Origin of the sequence: Tengunoibacter tsumagoiensis (assembly GCF_003967535.1) — a bacterium.
In the GTDB taxonomy this organism is placed as follows: Bacteria; Chloroflexota; Ktedonobacteria; order Ktedonobacterales; family Ktedonobacteraceae; genus Tengunoibacter; species Tengunoibacter tsumagoiensis.
On sequence record NZ_BIFR01000001.1, the window covers coordinates 1,326,556 to 1,343,438 of the forward strand.

At 48.2% G+C, this 16,883-nt stretch carries 13 protein-coding genes; 4 read left to right on the plus strand and 9 right to left on the minus strand.

Features of this window, described 5'->3' with window-relative positions:
* Positions 1–170: 170 nt before the first annotated feature.
* Positions 171–386, plus strand: a complete 216-nt coding sequence (locus tag EL628_RS05275) for a helix-turn-helix domain-containing protein (protein ID WP_218028871.1) — start codon at positions 171–173, stop codon at positions 384–386.
* 165 nt (positions 387–551) lie between these two features.
* Here EL628_RS05275 and EL628_RS05280 read toward each other — a convergent pair whose 3' ends face one another.
* Both EL628_RS05280 and EL628_RS05285 read right to left on the minus strand, forming a co-directional pair.
* Positions 552–1,424: a hypothetical protein gene (locus tag EL628_RS05280; protein WP_126578897.1), complete on the minus strand. Its 873-nt coding sequence runs from the start codon at positions 1,422–1,424 to the stop codon at positions 552–554.
* Between the two features lie 119 nt (positions 1,425–1,543).
* Positions 1,544–2,728, minus strand: coding sequence for a hypothetical protein (locus EL628_RS05285; RefSeq protein WP_126578899.1), 1,185 nt, complete (start codon positions 2,726–2,728; stop codon positions 1,544–1,546).
* A 462-nt stretch (positions 2,729–3,190) separates the two neighbouring features.
* Here EL628_RS05285 and EL628_RS05290 point away from each other — a divergent pair, with 462 nt between their 5' ends.
* Complete coding sequence (locus tag EL628_RS05290) at positions 3,191–4,111, plus strand: methyltransferase domain-containing protein (protein ID WP_126578901.1); 921 nt, start codon at positions 3,191–3,193, stop codon at positions 4,109–4,111.
* A 416-nt stretch (positions 4,112–4,527) separates the two neighbouring features.
* Here the strand turns inward: EL628_RS05290 and EL628_RS05295 are convergent, their stop codons facing one another.
* Positions 4,528–4,755, minus strand: a complete 228-nt coding sequence (locus EL628_RS05295) for a hypothetical protein (protein ID WP_245993993.1) — start codon at positions 4,753–4,755, stop codon at positions 4,528–4,530.
* 585 nt (positions 4,756–5,340) lie between these two features.
* Here EL628_RS05295 and EL628_RS05300 point away from each other — a divergent pair.
* Positions 5,341–6,450, plus strand: coding sequence for an ABC transporter ATP-binding protein (locus EL628_RS05300; protein WP_126578904.1), 1,110 nt, complete (start codon positions 5,341–5,343; stop codon positions 6,448–6,450).
* Positions 6,451–6,600: 150 nt separating this feature from the next.
* Here the strand turns inward: EL628_RS05300 and EL628_RS29725 are convergent, their stop codons facing one another.
* The 5 genes from EL628_RS29725 to EL628_RS05320 all read right to left on the minus strand — a co-directional run bounded on the left by EL628_RS29725 (position 6,601) and on the right by EL628_RS05320 (position 15,157).
* Positions 6,601–7,656, minus strand: coding sequence for a hypothetical protein (locus EL628_RS29725; RefSeq protein ID WP_161975288.1), 1,056 nt, complete (start codon positions 7,654–7,656; stop codon positions 6,601–6,603).
* A 145-nt stretch (positions 7,657–7,801) separates the two neighbouring features.
* The gene (locus EL628_RS05305) at positions 7,802–10,189 is read right to left on the minus strand and encodes a 3-hydroxyacyl-CoA dehydrogenase/enoyl-CoA hydratase family protein (protein WP_126578906.1); all 2,388 of its coding nucleotides are present in this window, start codon (positions 10,187–10,189) and stop codon (positions 7,802–7,804) included.
* 2 nt (positions 10,190–10,191) lie between these two features.
* The gene (locus tag EL628_RS05310; RefSeq protein WP_126578908.1) at positions 10,192–11,379 is read right to left on the minus strand and encodes a thiolase family protein; all 1,188 of its coding nucleotides are present in this window, start codon (positions 11,377–11,379) and stop codon (positions 10,192–10,194) included.
* A 77-nt stretch (positions 11,380–11,456) separates the two neighbouring features.
* On the minus strand, positions 11,457–13,244 hold the full coding sequence (locus tag EL628_RS05315) for an acyl-CoA dehydrogenase FadE (protein WP_126578910.1): 1,788 nt from the start codon (positions 13,242–13,244) through the stop codon (positions 11,457–11,459).
* 137 nt (positions 13,245–13,381) lie between these two features.
* On the minus strand, positions 13,382–15,157 hold the full coding sequence (locus EL628_RS05320) for a long-chain-fatty-acid--CoA ligase (protein WP_126578912.1): 1,776 nt from the start codon (positions 15,155–15,157) through the stop codon (positions 13,382–13,384).
* 192 nt (positions 15,158–15,349) lie between these two features.
* Here EL628_RS05320 and EL628_RS05325 point away from each other — a divergent pair, with 192 nt between their 5' ends.
* Positions 15,350–16,147, plus strand: coding sequence for an MmyB family transcriptional regulator (locus tag EL628_RS05325; protein WP_126578913.1), 798 nt, complete (start codon positions 15,350–15,352; stop codon positions 16,145–16,147).
* 14 nt (positions 16,148–16,161) lie between these two features.
* On the opposite strand, the gene EL628_RS05330 is transcribed toward EL628_RS05325, so the two are convergent.
* Positions 16,162–16,803 (minus strand): PadR family transcriptional regulator, encoded by a 642-nt coding sequence (locus EL628_RS05330; RefSeq protein ID WP_126578914.1) that lies wholly within the window; start codon positions 16,801–16,803, stop codon positions 16,162–16,164.
* Positions 16,804–16,883 lie beyond the last annotated feature (80 nt).

Consider the following 16,883-nt stretch of genomic DNA (forward strand, 5'->3'; position numbering starts at 1 on the left):
CTATCATTAAAATTAACCAGATCGCAACTATTCCTTAACACGAAAGCGCATCAACATTGGTTACTATAACATGCAATGAGACAATCATTTTCATTTTCTAATTGTCTTTATCACTACATTGTTAGTGTCAATTGTACTTATTTCTACTAGTTTTTAAGGAGAGAATTTCTATGGTCGTACAGATGCTTCAGGAGGATGTCCTGCTAACTTTTAAAGAAGCAATGAGCTATCTGCGTGTCAGCCGTTCGACCCTGTATCGCTTGATGTGGTCCGGCCAACTGACTGGTCATAAAGTAGGAAGCACCTGGCGTTTCTACCGTGAGGATCTGCGAGCCTGTGTTGGGCGTGAGATTCCCATGGCTGCTACTGGTTCTGCTGTCAATTAATTATCTTTCTCTCCGTTTTCATCTTTAGTGCTGGACATCATTACATTGTCTATACGTCTATTTTGAGCTTCTGGCGCAACCTTTGGCAGGGATGCTCAATTAATGAAAAGAGAGGAACGGTCACCAATTGGACCGTTCCTCTCTTTTTTCATTGGATAAAGACTCTTAGCCCTCACTTATAGAAATGATTTTCCATTGACCACTTATTTTACTGATCGTTACAGTTTCAGAATAGTTTTTATGTCCGCGCGAGACATCAACCTTTAAACGGAATTCTTTGATTACTGGAGTAGAGCCATCTGCTGTATCTGGTGTAACCGGCGTGGGCTGGCCGATGGTATAACGGTAAACGGGACCAAACTGATCATCCTGAGCTTTCTCCTGCTCTATAAACTGGTCTTGTGTAAGTGCAGGTTTTGCTAGCCATGAATAGGCTTGAGCATAGTTTTTATTTTGTAGCGCATCATAGTAGTTTGTAACAGTTGGAAGTCCATCTGTTACAACATTTAGTGCCAGGCCAATTGGATTGCCTACTGCTGCATTCAGTGCCCAGCCACAGAGACTGCCACTGGCACAGAGGCCAATGACAAATGCCAGGATGATGATGGGGATCCAGCCTCGGGGCATTTTTTTTGTCGCTATGGACTGCTGTGGGCGTGGATTGATCGGTTGGGTCTGCCGCAGTCCTGGCTGTGGATCAGACGGATTGGGTCTATATGGTGCCGGTGGAAGTTCTGCTTGAGGTGGTCTTGATGGGTGGTCAACAGGTGTCTCTTGAGTCACCTGTTGTGTTTGAAGATAAAAATCAGGTGGTGGTGGGTAGACCAATCCCTGGAGAATTGCCGTGGAATTGATTGGCTCCTCTTGTTGATCAGCTTCACCCACTTCTTCTGAAGAGGTGAGGGCAGATGTGGAAGCAGGTTGTGCAGGCAGATCCGTATCGTCGGTTGGATTTGCGCTGGTTGGCAGTTCAGGATGGGCGTTAATAGCCTGTGTTTGAGACTGCTCTTCCTCTGATGATGAATCGGGCGTATGCATAATCTTCAACTCTATCCAGGTATGAATAAATGAGAACGTTTTGTTACTATTGTTCTTAACGATATCTAGCGCTGATCTGGTGAGCAAAGCTCAAACAGGTGTATCGTTATCCAGATTGGTTAGCTCATCCGAGATGCCTCTTGCTCAAATGATAGCTCAATCTCTTTTTGCACACAGAGCTCAGCCTGCCGGCGCGAAGTTGCATATTTACTTGCATATGCAACGATACGCTCATTGTAGGATTGAGCAAGTTGCCTCCTTTGCCAATGTAATCCTGGCATCGGTCTGAGATTCAACAGTGAGAAAGCATAGAAATCGCTGCTGCTCAAGGCTACATTGAGCAAGATTGCGAGTTCAGCCACTGTATTACAAATCAGTGGTTGATGAAAGAAGTCTGGTTGAGTACTTGAAACAATGAACACTCCCGCAATCGTATTCCCTCGGCAGAGTGGAACAGCACATGCACTCTTCTCATAGGTATCGACTTCTACCAGAACTCGTTGATTACTCTCTATACTATTCCAGGTTTGTAAACGTTGCAAGGAAGCGGCTGTTCCAGCCAGACTAGTACTACCAAGATATGCCTTACTCTCTTGCTTATCTTGCCAGGGATGGCGACCATAGGTGACGACCTCACGTAAAGAATGAATGCCATCTTCATGCGGAGGTGAGAGCCGCGCATAGGTGATGGCCAGCCCTTTCTGTTCGGGATCAAGGAGATCCAGAGCCTGTCCACAGAGCGTCTGAGCGATCTGCCAGAAACGATTATGCTGATCATCATTGGCTATAAAAAGTTTAAGAATCTCTTGATAGAGCTCACGGTGAACTTCGCCTGGTTGTGGTTGAGATTCCTCAACCACATTGCCAAAGGTTTGTTGAATAGCCAGGATGAGCTGTTGGCTATGATCCTGAAGTACCTCTGGTAAGCGTTTAAGATGGATCTGGCGCGGATGATCGGAGCTCCCATTCATCCAACGGTAGATAGTGTTCTCTGTCACTTCTAAGGCGCGAGCAACGCGTTTTAATTCTGCTCGATCGCGATGCAAAATAGTATTGAGCGTATTACTAAAGGGAGTGGCATCACGCCTGTTCTTTCTGCTCGATTGCCCTTCTTCTCCTTGTAGGCCCTCTTCTTGTCGTGCTAGTGTGCGACAATCTTCATTCTCCATAGAAGGTGTGGGATAGGGAGATATTTTTGAGATTGTGGAAGAAGTGCGTACACGTTTTGTCCGTATCGATGAGGTACCAGCCGGGCGTTTTCTTTTTGATTGAGATTGTGTATCTGCAGCAAATCCTTCGCTCATTTTGCACTTCCTTAACATCTATTGAAGATTATGCAACATCTACAAGACACAGTATCGCTATTATAACACAGAATATCCCCAGAAGGTTACATATCTACGGGGCAATTGTTAACAGGGAGTGTGTTTTTTGATTTGCTTTGTAAATATGGTATCTGATAATTATTTTCTAGTTGAAGAAGGCTCACAGCCTTTTTTATCACTATGTCACTAAGGTTGTCCTGCTTCAGCTTATACCAGTTATGTACAAGAAACTGGTACGTATGTTACACAACCATTTATTAAGAAAATCTGGTTTTAGAAACTAATCAAGTATGAAGATGCTGATTACAATGTTTAAACTATAGTCCCACAATGTAAAACATCTATTGCTTTTTAATTTTTTCGCATGTATATTAATTACTAATATAAAGAGCACACAAAGTTCTCTTTAATAAAGGATGGCTGGAAGGATAAGGCGGAAATATGGCAGTAAATAATGTGGTACATGTGAATGAATGTGGTTTACCACTCAATGCAATAGAATGGCTTGTAAAACATCATCAGAGTAAAGCTCAGGAACGCGGGCAAATGATTCGAGATTTGCAGTTGAAGCAAGGAAGCTTTGTGGTGGATGCGGGGTGTGGACCTGGTTTGTGGACGCCTTTATTGGCACAGGCGATTGGTGCTAATGGAAATATTTTAGGTATTGATATCTCCACGGAAGCGCTGGTAACTGCACAAAGGCGTAGTTCTGACACCTGGTATAGCCACTATGTTCAATATAAGCGAGCTGCGCTTGAACGTCTGCCAATTGACTATGGAGAAGCGGATCTGATTTTTAGTGCTAATGTAAGCCAGTATCTCCCTGATCCAGTTGCAACGTTTGCTAGTATGGCCCCCTATTTAAAACAGGGTGGGCGTATAGCTATTAAAGATATTGATTTTGGAGAAATGCATTTTCATGGTATTGATGCTGGATTGCAGGCTCGCGTCTTTCAGGCCCGTGAGCGCTGGGAATGGGATCGTATTCAGCAAGGCTATGCTTATGAAGATAGTTGGGTGGGTTCAAAGTTAGCTGGTTATCTGCGTGCAGCTGGTTTTAAAGATGTGGAGGAGAAGACGTACCGTATAGAGCGCCGCTTCCCTCTTGTGCCAAACTTCCGTTTTTACTTGCAAGGAATAGCGGAGTGGTTTGTCTGTGAGGGTGCGCCCTATCTTTCTCGCGAAGACATGAATGCCTGGCTCCACTGTTTCCAGTCTGGAACATGCAATGTTATGGATCAGGAAGACTTTATGAGCGAGGAGACAGAGTATGTAGTGATTGGGCATTGGGATGTATCGCGTCCTCGTTATTATAGTGATATGCATATCGACAATGCTCGGTTAAATCACCTTGATAGCTAAGGTCAAGAGGACAGTAGCCTTTCCAGAACAAGAATAGAGGCACCAGATGATGGTGCCTCTATTCTTGTTCTGGAAAGGCGAGAAAACCGCGAAGTCATCGGCTTCGTGGATGAATCGCCGGGAGTGCAGGTCCCTCAAAAGAAACCAGCATCCCCATGGACTCAAAAAACTCCGGCAAGCGCCGGATGGTGCGTATCTCCGCGCTGTAACCACACAGAGAATTCGACTTCACCTCGACAGTGTTCAAAAGGCTTGTTGTGCTGAGAGCACCGGCCCTTTCCTCAAGCCTCCCTAACCGCAGGTGTCATGACCAATCGAATGGTGTTTCCATTTCGGGAAACCAGTCTGGTGAACTCAAGCTTCCGAAGAAGCACTCAACCCAGGACACGTTAGCCTCCGAAGAAGCCGCTGTGTCTTCAGTTCAGTGGTAGTTCACCTGCAATCATCGCTATCGCGACATCTCCAACCAGCGATTGCAGCTGGTTATGAAGCTGACCCATTTTCTCCATCCTGGCTGTAATAAAATCATGTTGCGATGTTCCATAGGATAAGCCAGTCAGGCCACGTTGGGCTGCTTCATACTCTGCGCTGATCTGTGCCAATAGTCTAGCAACCTCACTGCGTTGTTCATGGGCTCCAAGCATGATCTCCTCTTCCTTCCTACCCCTAAGAAATGTTTGATAATAGCGACCAGATGAAGCGATGTTAAAACAATGTTTATCATTTGTTATAACAACCTTTACAAACTATGACCTTAGTATGCACGAAGATGTAGTTGCTTGTCTAGTGGTCCTGTACTATAAAATCTTATGAAATAAATATTTTTACAAAATCTTTACATTACTATTACATCATGTGATATATGTATATGATTTTAATAAACAAATGGAATGATATTTAGCATCCACTACAAATAATGAGCACTTTTGTTCAAGAGAATAGCTAAATATTCTTGCTGCACAAGATCATGCGAGACAAGAGAGAGCTATAATGAAATTTAGCCTCTTCCTTTTTACGAAAGACATATGGTATACTTCTGATTAACGCTTCCTTGGTACTGATCACTTCATACATATGAAGGATGACAGATCAGAATGCGTTAAGAAGCTACGTTGACTCCCCATTGATACGTTATCAGTGGCAACGTTAGCACTAAGCGAAAGCTTCATTGAATGTTGAGAAGTAGCAGGAATGGACCTGCTACGAGAAGCGAAAAGGAGTCGTCCGTCATGGCACGTGTCCAATTTGATCACGTTTACAAACGTTTTAACAAAACCGAAGTCGTTCATGATATCAGCCTGGATATCCAGGACAAAGAGTTCCTGGTTCTGGTTGGGCCTTCAGGTTGTGGTAAAAGTACTTGCTTGCGTATGGTTGCAGGCCTGGAAGAGCCAACCGAAGGTGATATCTATATTGGCGATCGTATTGTCAATGGTGTTGATCCTAAAGACCGCGATATCGCGATGGTTTTCCAGAACTACGCTCTCTACCCCCACATGACAGTATTCGACAACATGGCCTTTGGTCTCAAACTGCGTCACTTCCCCAAAGCAGATATTAAAAAGCGGGTTGAAGATACCGCAGCTACCCTTGGTCTGGAGAACCTGCTGAAGCGTAAGCCCAAAGAGCTTTCTGGTGGTCAGAGACAGCGTGTGGCACTGGGCCGCGCCATTGTTCGTGAAGCTCAGGTCTTCTTGATGGACGAGCCTCTCTCGAATCTGGACGCCAAGCTTCGTGTTGAGACGCGCGCCAATATCATCAAATTGCATCAGAATATTCAGAAGACTGTGATCTATGTCACCCATGATCAGGTTGAGGCGATGACGATGGGTGATCGTATTGCGGTTCTGAATGGTGGTATTATTCAGCAGCTGGGCGCTCCTCAAGAGCTTTATGATCATCCAGCTAACCTCTTTGTGGCCGGTTTTATTGGTTCTCCTTCGATGAACTTTGTGCCTAACGCTAAGGTTGTTAGTGAGAGCAATTCTGCAACGATTATCCTGGAGGGTCTGGGTCGCATCCGTGTGCCACAACTCTATGTTGAACGTGCAAAAGCCGCTGCTGGTAAGAATCTGACCTTTGGTGTACGCCCTACTCATCTGGAAGATGCGAATATTATTGGTAAAGATGGCATCGAACAATCTTCTATCGATGCAGCTGTGGATGTGGTCGAGAACCTGGGTAACGAGTTGCAGGTCTATCTGACTGCTGGTGGCCATAACATGATAGCTACCCTCGATCCTCGCTCTCGTGTCTCCTCAGGCGATAAAGTTCGCCTGTATGTCGATAGCGATCAGATTCACCTCTTCGATACCGATAGCGGCGAAGCTATCTTCTAAACACAAAAAACCCGGAAATGAGTGGTAATGAGCAATCATTACTTCTTGCTAAGGGACAGGCAACTTTTACCAGAAGTGAAGGTGCCTGTCCTTTTTGTATACAATGAGGTAAGAGAACCAGGAAGTCTTTCTCTTAGATGTACGGAGACTTTAATTGGCCAGTTCAGGCTCTTCCAGGCTTAACGTCAGAAGCGCTTCTTGTTCGTTGCCTGCTATAATCATCTTTTCCATGAGATGATGAAGCGTCTCAACATCAGCTACTTGAGCTGCTTTCTGTTGAGCCAGTGAGGCTAGATGAGGAAAACGCGTTCGGGTGACGAGGCAAAAAGCGCTTTTGGCTTCATTTAATTTGCCTTCAGCTTTACCCTCAGCTTTACCCTCGGCTTTGCCCTCAGCTTTGCCCTCAGCTTTACCTTCGGCCTTGCCCTCGGCTTTACCCTCAGCTTTGCCCTCGGCCTTGCCTTCAGCGATGCCCTGAGCCAGGCCTTTAGCAATAGCTTGTGAACGTAATTGTTGAATATATTCATCTTCTTCGAGCAGTTGTTCAAAAACGTCCATTCGCGCTCTCACTTTCTTTTTTTCGTTAAGCTCTACTGTGGTGGTTCGGTTTAACATTATTTTGAGCCAGAGTAGTCTTTGAGAGAGATCATCCTCTCGCCATTGATAATGCATTGCAAGCTCGTCAATGGCTTGCAAAAGCACCTCTGCAGTGGCATGTTGCATCGCTGGCAGCAAAGGGTACATACTTATTATATGATGCTGGACATAGTATTGTGCATCCAGTTTTGGCAGCGACAATACTTCAAAATCAAACTGTAGAAAAGTCTGTTTTCTATCCCGTTCAATCAGGGGTGATTCAACAACCTTCTCAGTGAAAAGATAGAGAATCATTGAATGAACGGGGAGTTTGTGCTCGGCAAAAAGGTTGACATGGTAGATGAGCGTCCGATAAGCCATATCAGGGTCTTCGATGCTTTGAAATTCCAGATGGAGAATCTGAGGCTCGTCATAACGCATAATTTTGTAGGCTCGGTCCCCATGCATGGGGGCTCGCAGGACTTCTGTATCCAGTACGGCGACAAGTTCGGCCCCTGGCAATAAAGTAGGAATAATCTCAGCAGCATCTTCTTTGAAAAGAGCTTTGAGCGAGCTGTCATAAGGCTGTGGATTCTGTGAGGGATCTCTATGATGGTTTTTTTTGGGCATTCTTTGCTTTCCTCCTCCTCTTCTACATATCTATCCCGATCAAAGAATACCAGAATACCGGAAGCGATGGCAATGGATTAGTAAAAATGTACTAACAGGTAAAAGGGGAAAAATTTCCTTTTCCCCTTTTACGATACAGAGTGTGCTAATTGCGTAACGGTTTACCAGTGTTCAGGAGGGCTTCGATGCGCTGCTGTGTCTTCTCCATGCCGCAAAGGCTCAGGAAGGCTTCGCGTTCCAGGTCAAGAACGTATTGTTCGCTCACTGGAGTAATAGGTGAGCAATTGCCTCCAGTGAGCACATGGGCCAGATGCTTGCCGATCACTGCATCATGTTCGCTCACCTTACCGGTTAAGAGCATCCCTTCGACCTGTTGCTCCAGGACGAGCCGCGCGCCACTGCCTGGTAGCAGGAGGAGCTCTGGTTGAGGAGGCTGCCATTTTCCGGCCTCCCTGGCTTCAGCCAGCTTGAGTGCGTCGTCCTTTGCATCGTATAAGAGCAGGTCGCGATTAAGCGTTATCGCATCTGTCTTACGCAGGAAGCGTAGCTCTTGAGCTTCAACTGCGCTGCTGGAGACTGTGGCTACAGCGATAATCTCGAAAGCTTTACGAGCAGGTGTGAACGGTCCACCCTTCTTCGCTGCTTTCTCAGCGCTGGCTCCCTGGCGCAGCAGAAGCTCCTTACAGCCTCCACCAGCCGGGACCAGCCCTACACCAGTCTCAACCAGCCCAATATAGGATTCGGCCAGAGCACGTGTGTGATTGCAGTGCATAATCAGTTCGCAGCCACCACCCAGAGCGCGGCCAGCCGGGGCTGCTACGACAGGAATTGGACTATATTTGAGGAGCTGGTGGGCCTGTTGGAGCCCGTTGATTGCTCCGTTTAGCATCTCCCAGGCTCCCTGACGTGCTCCCATGAGTACAAGGAGGAGATTCGCTCCTGCTGAATAGTCTGGTGCTTCATTGCCGATGACGAGTGCTCGGAATTGCCTGGAACCTTCCTGAACAGCGTAATGGAGAAGCTCGATAATGCCTTCATCAATCGAGTTCATCTTTGTATGGAACTCCAGACAGCCGATCCCATCACCTAGATCAACCAGAGCCGCTGAACCATTATCTCGTACAACATTGGTTGCCTTCTTTTTTACTGTGGTAAGCGAGATAGTTTGTTTCATGCCAGATAGAGGTTGATAGCTCTTGCTGCTGAGATCAAAGTAGTGCTTTTTTCCCTCGATCTCGCGATAGAAAGTGCCCTGACCCTGTGTCTGCACCTCTTTTACTAATGGAGGAAGCTCACGGCCTGCCAACACTTTCTGAAGCGTTTCAGGGTGAGTGAGCAGAATATCCCAGAGCTCAAAGCTCCCCAGCTCAAAGTTAAAGCCCCAGCGCATGGCGTTATCGATTGAGACGATATCGTCGGCGATCTCTGGTACACGTTTAGCGGCATAGATGAGAGCATCAGCCGTTGTTTCGCGAGCTAGCTGACTGGCACGATCATTACCATTCAGGAGCGTCACAATGCGCTGTTCGATACTATCTTGTTTGCGAGCAGCTCCAATGGAGTCAAAGCGATGTTTGGGCTGTGGTTCATACTCCAGCGATTGAAGATTGAGCTCAAGAATAATTGATTCGCCAGTTGGGCCTTTGATGCGTTTATAGAAGCCCTGCCCGCTCTTCTCGCCGAGCCAGCCCTTTTTAATGATCTCACGGACTATCTCTGGCATCAGAAAGGTTGCGCGTTGTTCGTCGTCAGGGGCGTTCTGATAGAGATTATCGCCAACGTGCTGAAGGGTATCCAGTCCTGACAGATCTGAGGTGCGAAAGACCGCCGATTTAGGGCGGCCCATATTCGGGCCCAGAATCATATCTACTTCGCTGACAGTATACCCCTCCGCCAGCGCATGGTGCATCGTGGACATAAAGCCATAGACACCCAGGCGATTGGCAATAAAATTGGGGGTATCCTTACAGATGACAACCCCTTTGCCAAGGACTTCACTCCCAAATTGTTGCATGAAGTGGAGTAATTCCGGATCTGTCTGGGCGGTAGGCACTAATTCGAGGAGCCGCATATAGCGGACTGGATTAAAGAAGTGCGTGATTAAGAAGTGGTTACGGAAGCGCTCTGATCGGCCCTCGGTTAACTGATGGGCAGGAAGGCCAGATGTGTTCGAGCTGATAATAGTTGTGGGCGAGAGTACGCTCTCAATCTTCTCATAGAGAGCGTGCTTAATGTCCAGGCGTTCAACTACGGCCTCGATGATCCAATCGACATCGGCGAGCTTATCCAGATCATCTTCGATATTTCCGATGGTAATTAATTGAGCTGAGCGCTGGCTATAGAATGAGGCGGGCCTGGCCTTCAGTGTCTTCTCCAGACCAGTGCGTGCGATTCGATTGCGGTCGGTCGTCTCACCAGAAGGCACAATATCTACCAGCAGGCTAGGAATGCCAACATTGGCGAGATGAGCAGCAATTGCTGCCCCCATCACGCCAGCCCCCACAACTCCAACTTTACGGATAGCGTATGTCATAATCAGACCAACCTCTCAATCAATGTTGCAACGCCCTGGCCTCCACCCACGCAGAGAGTAGCAATTCCTAGCGTCTTATCCAGTGTCTGGAGATCATTGAGCAGCGTTGTAATCAGACGAGCACCGCTACAGCCGAGGGGATGGCCAAGAGCAATCGCGCCACCATGGGGGTTCAGTTTTGTTTGATCAATCTCCAATGCTTTCACGACCGAGAGCGATTGAGCGGCGAATGCCTCATTCAGCTCGATAATGTCGATATCGTTAAGCTGTAGATTTGCGCGTTGGAGCAATTTGCGGATTGCGGGCACTGGGCCGATCCCCATTATCGATGGGTTGACTCCGGACACGGCCATTGTGCGAATTCGAGCCAGTGGCTGAATCCCCAATTCCTGTGCACGTTCGGACGACATCAACACAACAGCAGCGGCACCATCATTAAGCGGGCTGGAGTTTCCTGCCGTAACCGAGCCACCTTTGAGAAAGGCTGGCTCAAGCTGTGCTAATCTTGCCAGCGAAGTATCACGGCGAGGACCCTCATCAGTCTCTAACAGGTTCCCATTGGGGAGAGGAACAGGGACGATCTCACGTTTGAAGATTCCATTATCGATGGCTGCCAGTGCGCGCTGATGGCTACGGAGGGCAAAGGCATCCTGCTCTTCGCGGCTAATGGAATAATCGCGAGCGAGATTCTCAGCCGTCATGCCCATTGGCAGATAACTGGAGTAGCCGTATTCGAGCTCACAGGGAGGATAGACTGAGCTATCTTGTTGCCCCTTGATCAGGCGAGGATTATAGCTAGGGTTAAAGCCTCCCATTGGGACGCGTGACATGCTTTCAACGCCACCAGCGATGATCACCTCGCCCAGTCCGAGCATAATACTCTGTGCCGCCATATTCACAGCTTGAAGACTGGAGGCGCAGAAGCGATTGACCGTTACGCCGCCAGCCGTCTCGGGTAGACCAGCCAGCGCACCGACGATACGGGCCAGATTCATCCCCTGTTCCCCTTCAGGGAAGGCACAGCCTAGAATAACATCCTCAATCAGGGAGCGATCAAGTTGAGGCACGCGTTCGACCGCGGCCTTGACGGCCAGGGCGGCTAGATCATCGGCACGCACATCTTTGAGTGTGCCCTTGTTGGCTCGTCCAATCGGTGTACGTACGGCACTGACAATGACAACCTCTGTCATGACATTTCTCTCCTTCAGGCTCTATCTGACACTATCTGTATGTCCGTGTAGTAGACTGGTTACCCTTATTTTTAACTTTAAAGCGGATACCCCTGTTTTTCAACGACCAGTTGGGCAATTTCGCGCTGGAGAGCGACACCATTGAGCAGATAATCACCAACATAGCTGCGTGTACGGCTGAGCACTTTTTCCACCCGCTCAGGGTCAGTGTAGGCAATGATCATCTGGTCCAGATTGCTTCGTATACGGGTAAAAGCGAGCCAGCTAGCGAGCTGTGCCAGTTTGATATGTATAGCACTATTCTCAACGCCACTTCGTACAGCTTTAATGGCTCGTGCCAGAGCGCTATCAATAGCATAGAGATCGATGAGCAGATTGGCCTGATATTCAATAAATTCCTGCTCGTTTTCCAGTGCCTGCATATGTTTCAGTGCAATCTGCATTGAGGCATAGATAGTAGCCTCCTTGGCACGCTCTAATACAGCAACGGCGCTGCGCAGTTCTTCAGGAATGTTTTCATCTACCAGATCACTTGTTGGCTCGCCAGATTTTAATCTGGCCTCAATTGCCGGATACTTTGTCATCAATTCGACTTTTCCAGCCAGAGCTCGTTTGAAGAGCGTGCCTGTTGCAACCATGCGGTTAATCTCATTCGTTCCTTCAAAGATGCGCTGAATGCGAGCGTCGCGATAGGCTTTTTCGATGGGATACTCTTGCATAAAGCCATACCCACCAAAGATCTGAACGCCTTCATCGACGACCTGGGCCAGGACTTCGCTGCCATGAACCTTGGCTAAAGAGGCCTCGATAGCATACTCCTCGATGGACTTAAAGACGGCTTCGGTATTGGCTCCTGCACTTTTCTGGGCCTGAGCGATATTGCCAGCAGTGCGGAAGACCTCACTTTCAGCAGCATAGGTCTCGGCGGCCATCCGGGCAAGTTTCTTTTTGATCATGCCAAATTCGTGAAGGAACTTGCCAAAGGCCTTGCGCTCAGTCGTGTAGGTTGCGGCCAGACCCAGAGCTGAGCGAGCGCCTCCCACTGAGCCTGCTCCCAGCTTCAAGCGGCCAATATTGAGGATATTAAAAGCAATCTTGTAGCCTTTGTTCAGCTCGCCCAGGAGATTAGCGACGGGAACCTTCACATCTTCAAAGTAGACCTGGCGGGTAGAGGAGCCTTTAATACCCATCTTATGCTCTTCTGGGCCCGTTGAGACGCCCTCCCAGGTTGCTTCTACGATAAAGGCAGAAGGGCGTTCGTTGCCAATTCGTGCAAAGACAATGAATAGATCGGCAAAGCCTGCATTGGAGATCCATTGCTTGGTGCCGTTAATGATATAGTGCTGTCCATCCTCGGAAAGCTCTGCTCGTGTCGTAATTCCCATGGCATCGGAGCCCACTCCTGGCTCTGTGAGCGCGTAGGCAGAGATCCATTCACCTGTGGCGAGCCTGGGTAGATAGCTCTGTTTCTGTTCTTCTGTGCCATAGTACACAATAGGCAAGGTTCCGATAGTTGTATGGGCCCCAAAGGCTACGCTAAACGAAGCTTCCCGTAGTTCAGATGCCACCAGGGCGCTGGTTAAGAGCCCCAGTTCAGCGCCGCCATACTGCTCGGGAACATCAATCATGAGGAGACCTTGCTCACCCGCCTGTTTTAGCAATCCAGATAGAACACCGGGCTCCTGTCGATCAATGGCCTCAGCCCTGGGCAAGACCTCTCGTGTGACAAAGGTTGCGCTGGACTCCTGAATCCAGCGTTGCTCTTCATCCCGTTCCTCCAATGTGAATATCTTTGCTGCGTTCTCGCCAACGGACGTGGTGAGAAATGCAGTGCCTTTTTCGGTTGGTTCGATCGTCGTTGCCATAACTTTGCTTTCTCCTTAAGTACTCTCTAAGTACTCTCTCTAGCTATTTGTGTGAGAGCTAGAGAGAGAGTAGTGCCCATCCACCGTCATTGGAGCGATAGACAGAAGCAATGAATGTAGCATACTTTGAACAATAGTTAGATATTCTGGATACGTAATTCGCGTCGAAGGACCTTGCCAACAGTCGAACGTGGCAATTTGGGAAGGAAGTGCAGGACTTTGGGGACCTTATAGGCAGCCATATTCTGTTTACAATAGGTAATGAGCTCCTGTTTGATCTCCTCACCAGCAGTATACTCTGGTTTGAGTACGACAAAAGCCGCTACGGTCTCGCCCCGGTAGGCATCAGGAACCCCAACGACAGCTATATCCTGAACGGCTGGATGGTGGAACAGAACGTCCTCAACCTCGCGTGGATAGACATTAAAGCCGCTGGCGATAATCATATCTTTGACGCGTTCTACAATGTAGAAGTAGCCATCTTCGTCTACACGAGCGATATCGCCAGTGCGCATCCAGCCATCCTGGAAGATTGCCTGTGTTTCTTGCTCCCGCTCCCAATAGCCCAGCATGATATTGGGCCCCTTAACGACCAGCTCACCCAATTCGCCGACAGGTTGTTCTTCGCCTGTCTCGCGATTGAGCACTTTCGCTTCAATGTTGGGGAGAGGAAGACCAATACTGCCAGGTCGGTTCTCATCGGAGAGAGGATTACAATGAGTGACGGGCGATGCTTCGCTGAGGCCATAGCCCTCCACTAATTTCCCATGGGTGACCCCTTCAAAGTCCTGCTGGACTTTACTTGGGAGAGGCGAGGCCCCACTGATGCAATATTTAATTGAGCCCAGGTATTCAGGATGATGGGCTGCTTCACGCAAGATTGCAACATAGAGCGTTGGAATACCTGGAAAGAGCGTCGGTTGATAATGATGAATGGCTGCTAGAGCCTCTTTGCCCTGAAAACGAGGTAAAAGAACCATTGCAGCCCCACCTAAGATAGAGAGATTCATCCCTACTGTTAAGCCATAGGCATGAAAGAATGGTGCAATACACAGAGCAATCTCCTGGCCAGGTCGTGCATGAGGCATCCAGTAGAAAGTTTGCATGGCATTTGCCAGCAGATTACGATGGGTTAGCATCGCACCTTTGGAGAGACCAGTAGTGCCTCCTGTATACTGAAGCACAGCCAGATCATTGGTATCCTGTGGAACGGGAAGATGAAACAGCTCAACGCCGCCACGTGTACCAGATTTGAGCAAGGATTGCATCGTAGAAAGCGAAGGATCAGCATTGATCTCTCTGGTTGTCAGAACCGGTTCCAGCTTTTTGGCATGAAGCTGGGTTAGTGGATAGAGTGTGCGTTGTAGAACCGGAAAAAAGTCGGTGACGCTGGTCACAATAACGTGTTTCAGGTGAGTCTGTGAGCGGATTGTGCGTACCACCGGATAGTACATATCAAGTAGTACCAGGACTTTGGCGCCGGAATCCGTAAGTTGGTGCTGCATCTCGCGCTCAGTATAGAGTGGATTGGTTGGCACTACCACAGCGCCAGCGCGTAACGCACCATAGAAAGCTATGCCAAATTGCGGAATATTAGGCAAGGCAATCGCTACGCGATCGCCCTTCTGTATTCCCAGGCGTTGCAATGCAATCGCAAAGCGATTGGCGAGATGTGAGAATTGGGCATAGGAGATCTGCGTCCCATAATAGATGAATGCTGGCCGATTGGGAAAACGGCGTGCAGCAGAGTCGAGCAACCAGGTTAGTGGACGATCAGGAATAAGCAGGTGTGCAGGAACCCCCTCTTGATAATGGCGAATCCATGGATAGGGAGGGCTAACAACTTCTGGTGTGGTTGCTTGAGACTCATCGATGTGCTGGTGATGTATGAGCGATTGTGATTGGTCTGACATTCGGTAATAGCTCCTCTCCATAGGGGGCGTCCCTAACAGGAAACCTGACGACAACAACGTCGCCACTACAAGCAACTATAACCACTGTTCTAAGTATATGCTCTCAAATAGAAGAAGAACATGTTGCCAGCTAACAACTTTTGCGTCATAATTGGAGTGTAGCTAACACAACGTTTGTAGAGGGGCTAGAGAATGCCAGATATATCAACGGATTTTGCACAACTTGTGAGCCAGTTGCGCCAGAAGCGAGGGCTCTCCCAGGGCCAGCTTGCTCATGCGACGCGGCTTTCGCGCACATACGTCTATCATCTAGAGACAGGTCAGCGTACGAATCCTTCTTTACATGTGGTACAGAATATTGTACGTGCGTTGGACCTTCCAGGCGAAGAGCGCCAGCAATTATATGAGGCCTATAGTGCTCTGACAGGCCAGATGGTTGATTATGAACTGGTTGAGGGGACGCTCTTAGATATGGGAGAGTTAGCAAGTTTGCTTGTGAGTAATACATCCTACCCAGCGCACTCGCTCGATAAACTATGGTATTTGCACTCGTGGAACGAGGCTTCGATCAGTTTATTTGAAGTAAAGGAAGCTATCGATAAGGGAGAGCGGCTGCATTTGCTTGAACTGGTCTTTGACCCGCAGTTGCGTCGGCGTTTTCACGGCTGGGAGAACCTTGCTCGCAGATTGGTGAGTGATTTCCAGTACAATACGCGTACAATGACCCATCTACCAGAGTTTAAAATATTGTGGCGGAGTCTGCGTGAACTGCCTGAATTTCGGCGCATCTCCTCTACTGTTTATCCGCGTGGAAAGCCAGAGCCATCATTTGTCTTTCAAGTGCAGAATAGTCATCTGGGCCGTTTGACTTTACGCACCGCTACGACCGTTTTCACCGGACTATCGAGCTATTCAATGGTTACTTATGTGCCTGGAGATCAGCAGACCCTGGCAATTTATCGGCAACATGGTTGGCAACCAAACGGTTAGAATCAAGCAGCCGTTTATGATGACGGCTGCGTCGCTTCAGGTTCAGGATGTTCAGTCTGGAGGCGCTCTTCCAGGCGTGCAATGGCACGTCTGGTTACCTCAAGGCCAGCGCTTAATTCTGCCTCTTTAAATTCCCGTACCAGCATTTGATATTCCAGCAGGCGCGGACGGCGCGTCTGACGATTTGCATATTCTTGTCGAGCCCATTCCATATGAGCCAGTTGTTTTTCAAGACTTTCGCGGTGGGCATAGAGATGCTCTAAGGCTGTCTGGTCAGAAGTGACGCCACAAAAGAAGAGCTTGGTAAGAAATTCGTCTTTCGTAAAGCGCTCAGGAACCCCCTCTTGTAGCCAGTGTTCGAGTTCGGCCTGACCCGTTTCAGTAAGCTGATAGACCTTGCGGTTTGGTCGGGTCGTCTGAACGATGATTTCGGCATCGACAAGGCCAGCCTTATTTAGATTTTTGAGGGTCGTATAGATCTGGCTGTTTCCAGCATTCCAATAACTAGCGATTGCGCGATCAAAAGTCTGTTTAATATCATAGCCACTCATGGGGCGCGTCCACAAGAGGCCTAAAATAAGATAGCGTAGCGTATTGCGTGAGGCAAGTTCTGCGCTATCATCACTGTCTGTAAGTGGTTCAATATGTTTCTGCATAGGCTCATTTCTCTCATATGGATGACCCTGGATAGTTGCCTATCATTATATCATCCTCTGCAATGCTCATAAGCTTGCCA

What these genes read in the sequence shown, in the direction of transcription:
- EL628_RS05320 (WP_126578912.1), bottom strand. Translation starts at nt 15,157, where the DNA reads ATGTCAGACCAATCACAATCGCTCATACATCACCAGCACATCGATGAG.
- EL628_RS05275 (WP_218028871.1), top strand. Translation starts at nt 171, where the DNA reads ATGGTCGTACAGATGCTTCAGGAGGATGTCCTGCTAACTTTTAAAGAA.
- EL628_RS05285 (WP_126578899.1), bottom strand. Translation starts at nt 2,728, where the DNA reads ATGAGCGAAGGATTTGCTGCAGATACACAATCTCAATCAAAAAGAAAA.
- EL628_RS05290 (WP_126578901.1), top strand. Translation starts at nt 3,191, where the DNA reads ATGGCAGTAAATAATGTGGTACATGTGAATGAATGTGGTTTACCACTC.
- EL628_RS05310 (WP_126578908.1), bottom strand. Translation starts at nt 11,379, where the DNA reads ATGACAGAGGTTGTCATTGTCAGTGCCGTACGTACACCGATTGGACGA.
- EL628_RS05315 (WP_126578910.1), bottom strand. Translation starts at nt 13,244, where the DNA reads ATGGCAACGACGATCGAACCAACCGAAAAAGGCACTGCATTTCTCACC.
- EL628_RS29725 (WP_161975288.1), bottom strand. Translation starts at nt 7,656, where the DNA reads ATGCCCAAAAAAAACCATCATAGAGATCCCTCACAGAATCCACAGCCT.
- EL628_RS05330 (WP_126578914.1), bottom strand. Translation starts at nt 16,803, where the DNA reads ATGCAGAAACATATTGAACCACTTACAGACAGTGATGATAGCGCAGAA.
- EL628_RS05325 (WP_126578913.1), top strand. Translation starts at nt 15,350, where the DNA reads ATGCCAGATATATCAACGGATTTTGCACAACTTGTGAGCCAGTTGCGC.
- EL628_RS05295 (WP_245993993.1), bottom strand. Translation starts at nt 4,755, where the DNA reads ATGCTTGGAGCCCATGAACAACGCAGTGAGGTTGCTAGACTATTGGCA.
- EL628_RS05280 (WP_126578897.1), bottom strand. Translation starts at nt 1,424, where the DNA reads ATGCATACGCCCGATTCATCATCAGAGGAAGAGCAGTCTCAAACACAG.
- EL628_RS05300 (WP_126578904.1), top strand. Translation starts at nt 5,341, where the DNA reads ATGGCACGTGTCCAATTTGATCACGTTTACAAACGTTTTAACAAAACC.
- EL628_RS05305 (WP_126578906.1), bottom strand. Translation starts at nt 10,189, where the DNA reads ATGACATACGCTATCCGTAAAGTTGGAGTTGTGGGGGCTGGCGTGATG.